This window comes from Hymenobacter sp. UYP22 (genome assembly GCF_040547285.1).
Lineage (GTDB): Bacteria > Bacteroidota > Bacteroidia > Cytophagales > Hymenobacteraceae > Hymenobacter.
In genome coordinates this window covers 302,085-315,018 of sequence record NZ_JBEPPK010000005.1, presented here as the reverse complement: position 1 = coordinate 315,018, position 12,934 = coordinate 302,085, and the positions used below count along the sequence as shown (strand labels likewise).

Here is a 12,934-nt window from a genome sequence, read left to right as displayed (position 1 = left end):
CTCATGCGAATAGCCGGCGCCGCCCTCAATCAGATACCATTTGACTGGACCCATAATTTGCGCACCATCCGCGAGGCCATTGAGCAGGCCAAAGCGGCCGGGGTGGAGCTACTGTGCCTGCCCGAACTGTGCCTTACCGGGTACGGCTGCGAAGATTTGTTTCTGAGTGACTGGCTACCGGAGGCGGCGCTGCTGCACTTGCAGCAGGTGCGGCCCTGGACCGACGGCATTTGCGTGGTAGTGGGGCTGCCCATCCGGCTCAACCACCGCACCTATAACACGGCTGCGGTGCTGCGCGACGGGCAGATTCTGGGTTTTGCGGCCAAGCAGTTTCTGGCCAATGATGGCGTGCACTATGAGCCGCGCTTCTTCCACCCTTGGCCGGCCGGCGAAACTACCACGGTGCAGTGGGAAGGGGAGGAGTGGACCCTGGGCGACATGATTTTCGAGCACCAGGGCGTGAAGTTCGGATTTGAAATCTGTGAGGATGCGTGGCGGCCCGACGACGTGCGCCCCGCCTGCCGCCTCGTGGGCCGGGTAGATTTGATTGTGAATCCCTCGGCCTCGCACTTTGCCATGAGCAAGACCGATGTGCGCTACCACCTCGTGACGGAGGCTTCGCGCAACTTCCGCTGCACCTACCTCTACGCCAATTTGCTGGGAAACGAGGCCGGCCGCATGATTTACGACGGCGAAATTCTGGTAGCCCGTAATGGCCATCTGCTGCTGCGCAACCAACTCATGAGCTTCAAGGAAGTAGATATGGAATGCGTGGACGTAGATTTCAGCCAGCCCCTGGAGCCCGCCGCCGAGATAGAGCCGCTACCGGCGCCGGACGAGTACCGGGAGCTGAATCAGGCTTTGAGTCTGGCCCTGTTCGACTACCTGCGCAAGGCCCGCAGCCGGGGCTTTGTGCTGAGTTTGAGCGGTGGGGCTGACTCGGTAATGTGCGCCGTGGCCGTGGCGGAGTTGGTGCGCCTGGGCACTGCTGAGCTGGGTACGGCCGAGTTTATGCGCCGGGTCGGCTGCTTCACGGTGGAGGAAATCGAGCAACTGGCCGGCCCCGTAATGCCAGTACCCGACCAGCAAACCCCCGGCCCCAAGGATGCCTCACTTACGGAGCCCGGCCAGCAGCAGCAAACAGTGAATCAGCAGCTCACGCGCCGCTTGCTCACCTGCGCCTACCAGGGCACCGTTAATTCCTCCGACGACACCTACAACTCTGCCAAGGAACTGGCCGATTCCATTGGCGCGGTGTTCTACGACTGGACGATTGATGAGGAAGTAACCGGCTACGTGGGCAAGATTGAGCACGCGCTGGGCCGCCCGCTAACCTGGCAGACGGATGATCTGGCCCTGCAGAACATTCAAGCTCGGGTGCGCGCCCCGGCCATCTGGCTGCTGGCCAACGTGCAAAACTGCCTGCTCATGACCACCTCTAACCGCTCGGAGGCCAGCGTGGGCTACTGCACCATGGACGGCGACACAGCCGGTTCCATCTCGCCTATTGCGGGTGTGGATAAGGCCTTTGTGAAGCAGTGGCTGCGCTGGGCCGAAACCGAGCTGAATTATCCGGCCCTGCGCCACGTGAATGCCCTGCAGCCCACCGCCGAGCTGCGCCCCCTGGAAGAAAAGCAAACGGACGAAAAGGACCTCATGCCTTATCCGCTGCTTAACCGCATCGAACGGCTGGCGTTCTACAACCGGCTCAGTCCCCGGCAGGTGCTGGCTACGCTGGTGCAGGAGGAAACAGCCACCGATGAGGAGCAGCTGAAAACCTACGTAAAGCGCTTTTACAGCCTCTGGAGCCGCAATCAATGGAAGCGGGAGCGGTACGCCCCGGCTTTCCACCTCGATGACTACAACGTGGACCCTCGTTCTTGGCTGCGTTTCCCTATCCTGAGCGGAGGCTTCACGCAGGAGCTGAACGCGCTGTAAAAAAACTTGCACGTCCGGTCCGGCGGCTGCAAGCCGTCGGGCCGGTTGTCGTTAGCCGACACCCGAACGGCAACGGAACAACGTCAGCACGCTTAAACCGGCCCGACGGCTTCCAGCCGCCGGACCGGGGACCGTTCCGCTCACACTGGCTGAGCCGGAATGACAGGCACGAAAAGGCTGGTTCTGCGGTAAACCCTGTACTTTCGTAGCTCAACTCCCAACAGCATGGTGGCGGCAAGCAGTCTGACTCAACTATACCAGGAACGTGAGGCCTACCGGCTGCCCCTGTACTCTACGCGGCAGGTGGCCCACCTCACGGGGCTTTCGGCCACTACCGTGCAAACCTGGACGCGGGCCGAGGATGCTTTGGTCCAGCCAGCCAGCGCCGACGGGTTATCATTTTTGAACCTGGTAGAAGTACACGTGTTGGCCGCCATTCGGCACCAGCACGGTATTTCGCTGCAGCGGGTGCGCCACGCGGTGCAGTTTGTGCGCCAGGAGCTGCAGTCGGAAAACCCGCTGGCCCAGCACCAGTTTGAAACCGACGGCGTGGATTTGTTTGTGCGGGCTCTGGAGGATGATTCCATGCTGATTAATGCCTCTCGGCGGGGGCAGCTAACTATTCGGGAGCTGGTGGAGGCCTACCTGCGTCGCATTGAGCGGGCCGCCGATGGTTTTCCGCTGCGGTTGTTTCCGGTGTACGGCAGCACTGCCGGCTTCGTGCCCGAAGGATTACCCTCCCTCATTGCCGTCGACCCTACCGTTGCCTTTGGTCGGCCCGTGCTGACGGAAAACTACGTGCCCGTAGATGTGGTGGTGGGCCTGTACCGCGCCGGTGACTCAGTGCAAGTTATTGCTGGGGAGTATGGTGTAACTGCCCGCGCCGTGGAAGAAGCAATTCGTTATGAGCTTGGAGCCGCAGCCTGACCCCATATTTTTCCTGGATCGGACCGTGGCCATGCCGCGCGTGCAGGCCGCATTGCGCGAGCAGCAAACGGCTTTTGTAAGCCACGCCGACCTGTTCCGGCCCGAAGCGCCCGATACTGAGTGGCTGCCGGCAGTGGTAGCTCGCGACCTATGTGTACTTACCCAGGAGCGCCGCATCCGCTACAACCCACTGGAGCAGCAGGCGTTGCTAGCCAGCGGGGGCGCTACATTTATCATCGTAGCTAAAGGCCTCACCAGCGCTGATTTGGCGGCCTGTGTGGTGCGGGCCCTACCGCGCCTGCGCCGGTTTGCGCTCCGCACGCCCCGGCCATTTCTGGCCAAAGTGTACGTGGATGGCAGCGTGCAGCTGCTGTCTTCTCCTTCCTAACCCTACCGTTTACCTTCCCTGCGTATGAGTTTGCTAAGTGCCATTCTTTGGAGTCCGAACCCTATTCTGGCCGAAATCGGCCCGCTCACGCTGCGCTGGTACGGGCTGCTGTTCATGTCGGGTTTCGTGGTGGGTACCTTCATCTTGGGCCACGTGTACAAGTCCGAGAAGGTGTCGCCGCGTTGGGTGGATGTCATTACCATTTACGTGCTGCTGGGCACGGTTCTGGGCGCGCGCCTGGGCCACGTATTTTTCTACGACTGGGCCCAGTATAAGGATGATTTGCTGAGCATCTTCAAAATCTGGGAAGGGGGTCTGGCCTCGCACGGGGCTACCATCGGCATCATCTTCGCCGTGTGGCTGTTCAGTCGCAACAATAAGTTCGATGTGCTCTGGACCCTTGACCGGATTGTGCTGGTAGTGGCCGTGGGCGGTGCGCTCATTCGCATTGGCAACCTGATGAACTCCGAAATTGTGGGCCGCCCCACCGATGCGCCCTGGGCCTTTGTATTCCCCCGCGACACTGAGCACCTGCAGGAGCCGCGCCCCGACCAACCCGTGCCGGCCGGCTCGGTAGCCGTGCGCCGCGTGGCCCAGCCTGATGGTAAGATGGCCTACGAAACTCAGCCCGTAAGCGGGAGCGTGGGTCCAGGTGCACAAGTAGCCGTGCCGCGTCACCCCACCCAGATTTACGAGTCGCTGTTCTGCGTGTTCCTGTTCGTGGTACTGTACTCGATGTGGAACCGCACCAAGGAGCACACGCCCCGCGGCCAGCTGTTTGGGCTGTTCGTGGTGCTGCTGTTCACGTTCCGGATTGTGGTAGAGTTCTTCAAGGAAGACCAGGTGGCATTTGAGCAGGGTATGACCCTGAACATGGGCCAGTGGTTGAGTATCCCGCTGGTGTTCATGGGCCTCTACGTGCTGTTCACGGCCCGCAACCGCCCCGGCCGCCCCCAGGATGCTCCCCGCGACTTGGAAGAGCAGGAGGCCCGCGAAGCTGCCCTGGCCGCCGCCAAGCGGTAGGCACCCCACCCCCGGCCCCTCCCCTGCGGGAGAGGGGTGCGTTCAACGATTTTATCGTCTGGCACCCCTCTCCCGCAGGGGAGGGGCCGGGGGTGGGGTAACACAAAAGGCCCCGCGCTCAACCTGAGCACGGGGCCTTTCTGCTTGCGGGCGGAAACGCGAACTGCAAAGTTCGCGCTACTGCCAATTAGGGGCGGCGGTTTACGGCGTTGAGGTCTTCGAAGGCCGATTTGAGGCGGGTTACGAAGCTTTCCTCGCCTTTACGCAGCCACACGCGCGGATCGTAGTACTTCTTGTTGGGCGAATCCTCCCCGGTGGGGTTGCCAATCTGGCTTTGCAGGAAGCCTTCGTTTTTCTGGTAGTACCCGCGGATACCATCCCAGAACGCCCACTGCATGTCGGTGTCGATGTTCATCTTGATGGCTCCGTAGCCGATAGCCTCCCGGATTTCCTCCTGCGAGGAGCCCGAGCCGCCGTGGAATACGAAGTTGATGGGGCGCTCAGCCTTTAGGCCAAATTTCTCCTTCACAAAGTCCTGGGAGTTTTTCAGGATAACAGGCTGCAGCTTCACGTTGCCGGGCTTGTACACGCCGTGCACGTTGCCGAAAGCGGCGGCAATGGTGAAGCGCGGGCTTACCTTGCTCAGCTCCTCGTAGGCGTAGGCCACTTCCGAAGGCTGAGTGTAGAGCTTGCTGGAATCCACGTCGGAGTTGTCCACGCCGTCTTCCTCGCCGCCGGTTACGCCCAGCTCAATTTCCAGCGTCATGCCAATTTTGGCCATGCGCTTCAGGTACTCCTTGCACACTTCAATGTTCTCCTCAATGGGCTCCTCCGAGAGGTCGAGCATGTGGGAGGAGTACAGCGGCTGGCCGTGCTCAGCGTAGAATTTCTCACCGGCTTCCAGCAGGCCGTCAATCCAGGGCAGCAGCTTCTTGGCGGCGTGGTCGGTGTGCAGAATCACGGGTACGCCGTAGGCTTCGGCCATTAGGTGCACGTGGTGGGCACCCGAAATGCCCCCGGCAATGCTGGCCTGCTGCTTGTCGTTAGCCAAGCCTTTGCCAGCAAAAAACTGGGCACCACCGTTCGAAAACTGAATAATTACGGGCGAGTTCAGGTCGCGGGCGGCTTCCAGCACGGCGTTTACCGTGTCGGTGCCGGTTACGTTCACGGCAGGCAGGGCGTAGCCGTTAGCTTTAGCGTGTTCGAAGAGTTGCTGCACTTCGTCGCCGTGCAGCACGCCGGCGCGCAGGCCGGTGAGAGTGGTTTGTTCAGCCATGTGTACTGAAAAGGATGATGGCGCAGAAGGAGCCGCGCCGGGTTTGCAGAATCGACGGTCAAACATACTCAAAAGAAAAGGGCCATGCTAAACGCCGTAGCGGGCTTACAGCGAATTTTCGCTGTAAGCCCGCCGGTTACTGGTTTCTTTCTTGTGTTGTAAGCTGCCCGAGCCGGAGATTATTGAAAGCTATAGGTGTACAAAGCGCCCTGCTCATTGCTGATGTAAAGCGTGTTGTTTTCCGTGAAAACGGCGCCTTCCGTCTGGCCAGCGCCTTTCAGGGAAATCTGTTGGGGCGCGGCTTTCAGGATTTCGGGCAGGCTGCCGGCTTCCAGCACAAACATTTCCTGGCGGGCCAGCAGCACCAGGCGGCGGCCGTCGGGGCTGAGGGCGGCGTCGGTGACAGCGCCAGGGATGGGTAGCTTGGCTACCAGTTGAGCCGTGTACGTGCCGGGCTGATCGGGCACGCTGTACACCTTGCTGGTTTGCTCCTGGCCCCGGTCTTTGGTAAACAGGTATACTTTGCCGCCGTACCAGAGTGTGGCCTCACAGTCGAAATTCCGGTCGTCCTTGGCCGGCGGAAATTCCGTCTGGTCGGGGTATTTGAGGTGAATTTCCTGCACCTGCTGCGGGTTGCTGGGGTTGAGGCGGTAAATCACCAGGTCGCGGCGGTTGTTGTTGTTATTGCCCACGTCGCCGATGTACACATTGCCGCTCTGGTCACGGGTCACGCTTTCCCAGTCATGGCTTTTTACGGGTACGTCAATTTGGGCGAGGGTTTTTCCGGACGTGCTGATTTTGTAGAGAATGGGCTGGGTACCGTCGTCGCCGTGGGTGTAAAAGGAGCCCGCCTCGCCGGTGAGGGCCAGGCCCGAGCTTTCCGGCACGCCGCTCATGGTGCCCACCTGGGTGAGGCCCGCAATGGCCTCGGCGCCCTTACCGCCTTTCTTGCCCTTCTTCTTGCCCTGTTTTTCCTGCTTTTCGGCGGTTTCGGTCCCGACCGTTTCCTTGGTCTGGGCCTCCGAGCAGCTACTGAACATTATTCCCGCCACAACGGCGGCCACACACAAACTACGCATACCAGATTGGTTTCAGGCGAAAAAAAACTGCCGTAACCCCAGGTTTCGGCAGCAACAGAGTGCCTTATACGGATGATAAGATGGGGAGATGGTGAAATAGTGAGTTTGATGTTCTGATAGCGCCGCTTGCGCACACTGAACATCAAACTCACTATTTCACCACCTCACCTCACGGTACCGGGTCGTAGCCGTGGCCGCCCCAGGGGTGGCAGCGGCCGATGCGGCGCAGGGCCAGCCGGCCGCCGCGCCAGGGGCCGTATTTGGTCACAGCCTCCACGGCGTAGGCCGAGCAGGTAGGCACGTAGCGGCAACTGGCCGGGGTGAGGGGCGAAATCAGGTGGCGGTACACCCACAGCAGGCCCAGCACCAGCTGGCGAAATAGGTAGGTCATAGTGGGGATAAAGTTAACTCGTGCGGTAGATGTTCCCGCAGAGGGCGCAGTGTTGACGCGGAAGACGCAGAACCGTTCCAGAATGGCTCTGCGTCCTCCGCGTCAACACTGCGCCCTCTGCGGGAACCAACGGCAGAACAGCTTATCTTCGCCGCTAAACCACTCATCCACCCCCAATTTCATCATGCAAAAACAACACTGGGCCAAAGTGCTGCTGCTCACGCTGCTGCTCCCGCTGGCCGCCAAGGCCGACGAAGGCATGTGGCTGCCCCTGTTCGTGAAGCGCCTCAACCAGGCCGACATGCAGAAGAAAGGCCTCAAGCTCACGGCCGAAGAAATCTACGACGTCAACAATGCCTCGCTGAAAGATGCCGTGGTGCAGCTGGGCGGTTTCTGCACCGGCGAGTTCGTGAGCAGCCAAGGCTTGCTGCTCACCAACCACCACTGTGGCTACGACGCCATTCAGAGCCACAGCACCCCCGAAAACAACATTCTGCAGAACGGCTTTTATGCCGCTACCAAGCGCGACGAGAAGAAGAACCCCGGCCTGTTCGTGGATATTCTGGTGCGCATGGAGGACGTGACCGGCCGGGTGCTGGAAGGCATTACGCCCGCCACCCCGGAGCAGGAGCGCATGGCCACCATCCAGAAGCGCCAGCGCGAAATGGCGGATAACGCCAAAGAAAACGGCAAATACGTGGCCTACGTGCGCGACATGTTCGGCGGCAACGAGTACTACCTGTTCATTTACCAGCGCTTTGGTGACGTGCGCCTGGTGGGCGCGCCACCGGAAGCCGTGGGCAAGTTTGGGGGGGATACCGACAACTGGATGTGGCCCCGCCACACCGGCGACTTTTCCATGTTTCGGGTGTACGCCGATAAGAACAACCAGCCCACCGCTGGCCCCCAGGAAGGCAACGTGCCCTACGTGCCCAAAAAGCACCTGCCCGTGGCTCTGCAGGGTGTAAGTGAAGGCGACTTCGCTATGGTGTTCGGCTTCCCTGGCCGCACCCAGCGCTTTTTGCCCGCCGCCGGCCTGCAGCTCACCCTCGACCAGACCAACCCCGCCCGCATCAAGCTGCGCGACACTCGCCTGAAGCTGTGGAAAGAGGACATGGACCAGGACCCCGCTCTGCGCCTGAAATACGCCTCCAAGTACGCCGGTATTGCCAACTACTGGAAGTATTTCATCGGCCAGAATGAAGGCATGAAGCGCCTGAAAACTGTGGACGCCAAGAAAGCCGAGGAAAATGCCCTCATGCAGTGGATTGCCCAGGACCAGACCCGCGCCCAGCAGTACGGCGAGGCCCTGAACACCATTAACCAAAGCTACGCCGGCATCCGCCAGTACAACCTCAGTAGCCAGTACGTGAACGAAGCCGCATTCGGCACCGAAATCATCACGCTGGCCGCCCGCATGATGCCCCTCGCCACCGCGCTGAAAGCCGGCGACAAGGGCGGAATCGACAAAGCCGTAGCCGACCTGAAAGAGCCCGTAGCTGACTACTTCAAGGATTACAGCGCCCCCACCGACAAAAAGGTATTTGCCGCCCTCATGAACCTGTACATGCAGGACGTGCCCAAGGACCAGCAGCCCGACGTGTTCCAGACGGTGCAGAAGCAGTACGGCGGCTCGATGCCGAAGTACGCCGACTACGTGTTCAGCAACTCCTTCCTAACCTCGGAAGCCAAGGTAAACGCCTTCCTGGCCGCACCTACCCTGGCTAAGCTGGAAGCTGACCCTGGCTACAAAACGTATCAGTCAGTGTACTCCAACTACGTGCAGAACATTGTGCCCAAGCTGCAGGGCCTGCAGGCCGGCCTGGGCCGCGCCAACCGTCAGTACGTGGCCGCCCTGCGCGAGAAGAACAGCACGAAGGTGTACTCGCCCGATGCTAACTCTACCATCCGGCTGAGCTATGGCACCGTGCGCCCCTATAAAGGCCGCGACGCCGTGGAGTACGACTATAAAACCACTGCCCAGGGTATTCTGGAAAAGGAAGATGCCACTAACCCCGAGTTTGTGGTGCCCCAGAAAGAACTGGAACTGCTCAAAATGAAGGATTACGGCCGCTTCGCCGATAAGCAGGGCAACCTGCCCGTGGCCTTCATCACCGATAACGACATCACCGGCGGCAACTCCGGCTCCCCCGTCATCAACGGCCGCGGCGAGCTGATTGGCCTGGCCTTTGATGGCAACTGGGAAGCCATGACCGGCGACCTGGCCTACGACCCCGACCTGAAGCGCTGCATCAACGCCGATATCCGCTACGTGCTCTGGTGCATCGAGAAGCTGGGCGGTGCCAAGCACATCGTGGATGAAATGACGCTGGTAAACAACGGCCCGAACCCCGGCGTAGGCCCCGCCACCGCCAGCGGTGCCGATATGAGTGACGTGGAAAAGATGAAGGTAAAAACCGAAAAAGGCGGTAAAACCAAAATCAAGCGCAAGAAGGACGCCGCCATGCTGTAACACTTAGTTGAAGCAGTTTAGAAAATCCGAAAGAACGTCATGCTGAGCTTGTCGAAGCATCTCTACCGCTTCGCCTGAACTATCCTACCGAAGCGGTAGAGATGCTTCGACAAGCTCAGCATGACGTTCTTTCAAGCTTCAGGTACTTTCTAAACAGCTTCAGTTGTGTCATTCCGAGCAGCGCGAGGAATCCGGGTTAAATATTCGATAGATTTTCCTCACTTTATCCGGAGCGACAACCCACAAAAAAAGACCCGATGCCACCTGGCGTTGGGTCTTTTTTTGTGGGTTCTAGAAAAGCCGTTGTACGGTTGAGCTAGAGTAGCTACTTTCCAGCAATAGAAACTGTTATCCTACGCCTATGCTGAAAATTTACCTGCTATCTGGGTTGTGTATTGGACTAGTAGCTACTGCCCACGCTCAGGGCAACGGCCCCGGTTTGTGGGGTGCCCGCTCGGCGGGGCTCGGGCACATCGGGAGCGTGCTGGAAAATGACGGTTGGGCCGGTGCCGCCAACGCTGCCGCGCTAGGCAGCCTCGCCCGGCCTACGGTGGGCGTGGGAGTCGAAAACCGGTATCTGCTGCCCGCACTGAATACGGTTTCGTTGGCTGCGTCCTTGCCCATCGGCTACCGAGCCGGGCAGCCAGCCGCGCCGGTGGCGGGCGTATCGGCGGCGGTGGCTGCTGCGGAGGCTCCGCGCTATGGCGTAGTGGGTTTCACGGCCCAGCGGTTTGGGGGTAAGCTGTACTCGGAGCAGCGGCTGGGGCTGGGCTACGGCTACCAGCTGGGCACCGTGCGGGTGGGGGCGCGGGTGGAGGTGCTGCAAACCAGCTTCGAGGGTCTGGGGAGCCAGCGGGTGGTGGCCGCGTCGTTGGGCGGGCAGGCCGATATCATTCCGCGCAAGCTCACCTTCGGGGCCACGCTCTACAACCTCAACCAGGCCCGCCTCTACCGCTACCAGGATGAGCGCCTGCCCACGGTGCTACGGGCCGGGCTGGCGTGGCGGGCTTCAGCCAAGGTGCTGTTGCTGGCTGAAACCGAGAAAGACGTGGAGCAGGACGCCGACTTCAAGGCTGGGTTGGAATACCAGCCGGTACCGGTGCTGGCCGTGCGCGCGGGCATCTCATCGTTGCAGCAGCAGCTTACGGGCGGAGTAGGGCTAAAGGCCGGGCAGTTTCAGGTGGATTACGCCGCGGCCTGGCACGAGGCCCTGGGCCTGAGCCAGCAGCTGAGCGTGGCCTACGTGTGGGCCAAACTGCAGCCGCAACCATGAGCCGCCGCTTGCTTTTATTTGGGGCATTGCTGCTCGCGGCCACCGGGGCCCGGGCGCAAGAGTACCCCCGCGCCGCCGTGCCCGACCTCGACCGGCTGACCCAGGAGCTGTTTGCTGAAATCCAAAGCGACCAGGTGCCCTACGAGGACCTCTACGAAACGCTGCTGCAGTATTACCAGACGCCCCTCAACCTGAACACGGCCACCCGCGAGGAACTGCGCGGCCTGCTGCTACTCTCCGAAACCCAGATAACTAACCTGCTGGAGCACCGGCAGCGGAACGGCGTGCTGCTGAGCCTCTATGAGCTACAGAGTATTCAGGGCTTCGAGCTGCGCACCATTTACCGGGTAGCACCCTTCGTGGCCGTGCTAGCCACCGACCCCAACGCCGCCCGCGGGCCGCTGTGGCAGCGCATCTGGCAGGAAGACAACAACGCGCTGTTTGTGCGCTACGAGCGGACTCTGCAGGGCCGCCCCGGCTACCTCCCACCCGATACCACCAGCACCGGCGTGCCCGCCTCGCGCTACCTCGGCTCGCCCGATAAGCTGCTGGTGCGCTACCGCGTGAGCCGCAGCAAGGATTTCAGCCTGGGCTTTACGGCCGAACAGGATGCCGGCGAGCAGTTTGCCTGGGACCCGAAAACCCGCCGCTACGGCGCCGACTTCTACTCCGGCCACTTGATGGTGCAGGAGCGGGGCCGACTCAAAACCCTGGCATTGGGCGACTATCAACTGCAGTTTGGTCAGGGCTTGCTGCTGTCGTCGGGGCTGGCGGTGGGCAAGGGGGCCGAAACCATTACTACCCTGCGCCGCAGCTCGGTGGGCGTGCGACCCTACTCCTCAGTGCTGGAAAGCACGTTTTTCCGGGGTGCAGCGGCAACGGTGGCCCTAACCGGCACCGTGCGGGCCACGGCCTTTGCTTCTCGCAAACGGGTGGATGCGGCCCTGCAAACAGCCCGCGACTCCCTGGCCGATTTCAGCGAATTTACCTCCGGCCTGCTGCTCACGGGCTTCCACCGCACGCCCACCGAACTGGCCAACCGCCAAGCCCTGCGTGAAACCGTGCTGGGCGGCAACGTCAGCTACGCCAGCCGCGGCGGCGACCTGCAGGCCGGCCTCACGGCCGTGAATACGGTGTTCGATAAGCCCTTGCAGCGCCGCGACGAGCCGTATAATGCCTACGAGCTGCGCGGCCGCCGCAACTTGGCCCTCAGCGCCAACTACAGCTACGTGTGGCGTAACCTGCTGCTGTTTGGCGAAACAGCCCGCAGCAGCGGGGGCGGGCTGGGCACAGTGAACGGCCTATTGGCCAGTCTCGCGCCCAACGTGGATGTCTCGGCTTTGTACCGGCACTACGCCCGCAACTTCCACACGCTGTACGGCAATGCCCTGAGTGAAAACACCCGCAACATCAACGAAAGTGGCCTGTACCTGGGGCTGAAGCTGCGGCCGGCGGTCCGCTGGGAAATATCAGCGTACTACGACCGGTTTAGGTTTCCGTGGCTGCGCTACCAGGCCGGGGCGCCCAGCACCGGCCACGACTGGCTGGTACGCCTGGCCTTCAGTCCCACCAAAACCAGCCTGCTCTACGCCCAGGTCCGGCAGCGTACCAAGGCCTATGATGCCGATACTCTGCGCCCCGTGCCGCTGCCCGTGCCTACGCGCCGCCGCAGCTTGTTGCTGTTTTATGATGCCAGCCCCACCGCCTTCCTGAGTTTGCGCACCCGGGTGCAAGGCTCCGAATACCAAGAGGATGCCGGCCACGCCCGCCACGGCTATGTGCTGGCCCAGGACGTAACGGTGCAGCCCTGGCGCCGCCTGCGCCTCTCGGCCCGCTACGCCCTCTTCGACACCGACGACTACGATACCCGCCAGTACGTGTTTGAGCAGGATGTACTGTACGCTTTTTCGGTGCCGGCCCTGTCCGGCCAGGGCACCCGCGCCTATGTGCTGGCTCAGGTGGAAGTCAACCGTCACCTCACGCTCTGGTTGCGCTACGCCGATACGCACTACCGCCACCAGCGCACCGTGGGCTCCGGCCTGGAGGAAATTGAGGGCTCCCGGCGCTCCGATGTAAATGCCCAGCTGCGCTATCGGTTCTGATAAGCTGTTTGAGGATTCATGGGCAGTCCACCGCAAGTCGGGGCGCTTTTGAACCATGAAAAAG

10 protein-coding genes are annotated in these 12,934 nt (G+C 61.3%); 7 read left to right on the top strand and 3 right to left on the bottom strand.

What is annotated here, in order from left to right:
* The first annotated feature begins 3 nt into the window (after window positions 1-3).
* The 4 genes from nadE (at window position 4) to lgt (ending at window position 4,276) form a co-directional block, all read left to right on the top strand.
* The gene (gene nadE / locus ABIB60_RS11550) at window positions 4-1,938 is read left to right on the top strand and encodes an NAD(+) synthase (protein WP_354580026.1); all 1,935 of its coding nucleotides are present in this window, start codon (window positions 4-6) and stop codon (window positions 1,936-1,938) included.
* Window positions 1,939-2,163: 225 nt separating this feature from the next.
* The gene (locus tag ABIB60_RS11545; protein WP_354580024.1) at window positions 2,164-2,865 is read left to right on the top strand and encodes a DUF433 domain-containing protein; all 702 of its coding nucleotides are present in this window, start codon (window positions 2,164-2,166) and stop codon (window positions 2,863-2,865) included.
* Complete coding sequence (locus ABIB60_RS11540) at window positions 2,843-3,253, top strand: PIN-like domain-containing protein (RefSeq protein WP_354580022.1); 411 nt, start codon at window positions 2,843-2,845, stop codon at window positions 3,251-3,253. Before ABIB60_RS11545 ends, ABIB60_RS11540 begins: the two co-directional genes overlap by 23 nt.
* Window positions 3,254-3,277: 24 nt before the next feature.
* Window positions 3,278-4,276 (top strand): prolipoprotein diacylglyceryl transferase, encoded by a 999-nt coding sequence (lgt, locus tag ABIB60_RS11535; protein ID WP_354580020.1) that lies wholly within the window; start codon window positions 3,278-3,280, stop codon window positions 4,274-4,276.
* Window positions 4,277-4,463: 187 nt separating this feature from the next.
* On the opposite strand, the gene fbaA is transcribed toward lgt, so the two are convergent.
* From fbaA to yidD, 3 genes are all read right to left on the bottom strand, one after another.
* Window positions 4,464-5,552: a class II fructose-bisphosphate aldolase gene (gene fbaA, locus ABIB60_RS11530; RefSeq protein WP_354580018.1), complete on the bottom strand. Its 1,089-nt coding sequence runs from the start codon at window positions 5,550-5,552 to the stop codon at window positions 4,464-4,466.
* 179 nt (window positions 5,553-5,731) lie between these two features.
* Complete coding sequence (locus ABIB60_RS11525) at window positions 5,732-6,631, bottom strand: hypothetical protein (RefSeq protein ID WP_354580016.1); 900 nt, start codon at window positions 6,629-6,631, stop codon at window positions 5,732-5,734.
* A gap of 169 nt (window positions 6,632-6,800) precedes the next feature.
* Window positions 6,801-7,022: a membrane protein insertion efficiency factor YidD gene (gene yidD, locus ABIB60_RS11520; protein WP_315997896.1), complete on the bottom strand. Its 222-nt coding sequence runs from the start codon at window positions 7,020-7,022 to the stop codon at window positions 6,801-6,803.
* 184 nt (window positions 7,023-7,206) lie between these two features.
* Here yidD and ABIB60_RS11515 point away from each other — a divergent pair, with 184 nt between their 5' ends.
* The 3 genes from ABIB60_RS11515 (at window position 7,207) to ABIB60_RS11505 (ending at window position 12,870) form a co-directional block, all read left to right on the top strand.
* Window positions 7,207-9,495 (top strand): S46 family peptidase, encoded by a 2,289-nt coding sequence (locus ABIB60_RS11515; protein ID WP_354580014.1) that lies wholly within the window; start codon window positions 7,207-7,209, stop codon window positions 9,493-9,495.
* 361 nt (window positions 9,496-9,856) lie between these two features.
* Window positions 9,857-10,768, top strand: coding sequence for a hypothetical protein (locus ABIB60_RS11510; protein WP_354580012.1), 912 nt, complete (start codon window positions 9,857-9,859; stop codon window positions 10,766-10,768).
* Window positions 10,765-12,870, top strand: coding sequence for a helix-hairpin-helix domain-containing protein (locus tag ABIB60_RS11505; protein ID WP_354580011.1), 2,106 nt, complete (start codon window positions 10,765-10,767; stop codon window positions 12,868-12,870). Before ABIB60_RS11510 ends, ABIB60_RS11505 begins: the two co-directional genes overlap by 4 nt.
* Window positions 12,871-12,934: the final 64 nt, after the last annotated feature.

Bases quoted from the DNA above. Each gene is read 5' to 3' on its own strand.
- nadE (WP_354580026.1), top strand. From the start codon at position 4: ATGCGAATAGCCGGCGCCGCCCTCAATCAGATACCATTTGACTGGACC.
- ABIB60_RS11545 (WP_354580024.1), top strand. From the start codon at position 2,164: ATGGTGGCGGCAAGCAGTCTGACTCAACTATACCAGGAACGTGAGGCC.
- ABIB60_RS11540 (WP_354580022.1), top strand. From the start codon at position 2,843: ATGAGCTTGGAGCCGCAGCCTGACCCCATATTTTTCCTGGATCGGACC.
- lgt (WP_354580020.1), top strand. From the start codon at position 3,278: ATGAGTTTGCTAAGTGCCATTCTTTGGAGTCCGAACCCTATTCTGGCC.
- fbaA (WP_354580018.1), bottom strand. From the start codon at position 5,552: ATGGCTGAACAAACCACTCTCACCGGCCTGCGCGCCGGCGTGCTGCAC.
- ABIB60_RS11525 (WP_354580016.1), bottom strand. From the start codon at position 6,631: ATGCGTAGTTTGTGTGTGGCCGCCGTTGTGGCGGGAATAATGTTCAGT.
- yidD (WP_315997896.1), bottom strand. From the start codon at position 7,022: ATGACCTACCTATTTCGCCAGCTGGTGCTGGGCCTGCTGTGGGTGTAC.
- ABIB60_RS11515 (WP_354580014.1), top strand. From the start codon at position 7,207: ATGCAAAAACAACACTGGGCCAAAGTGCTGCTGCTCACGCTGCTGCTC.
- ABIB60_RS11510 (WP_354580012.1), top strand. From the start codon at position 9,857: ATGCTGAAAATTTACCTGCTATCTGGGTTGTGTATTGGACTAGTAGCT.
- ABIB60_RS11505 (WP_354580011.1), top strand. From the start codon at position 10,765: ATGAGCCGCCGCTTGCTTTTATTTGGGGCATTGCTGCTCGCGGCCACC.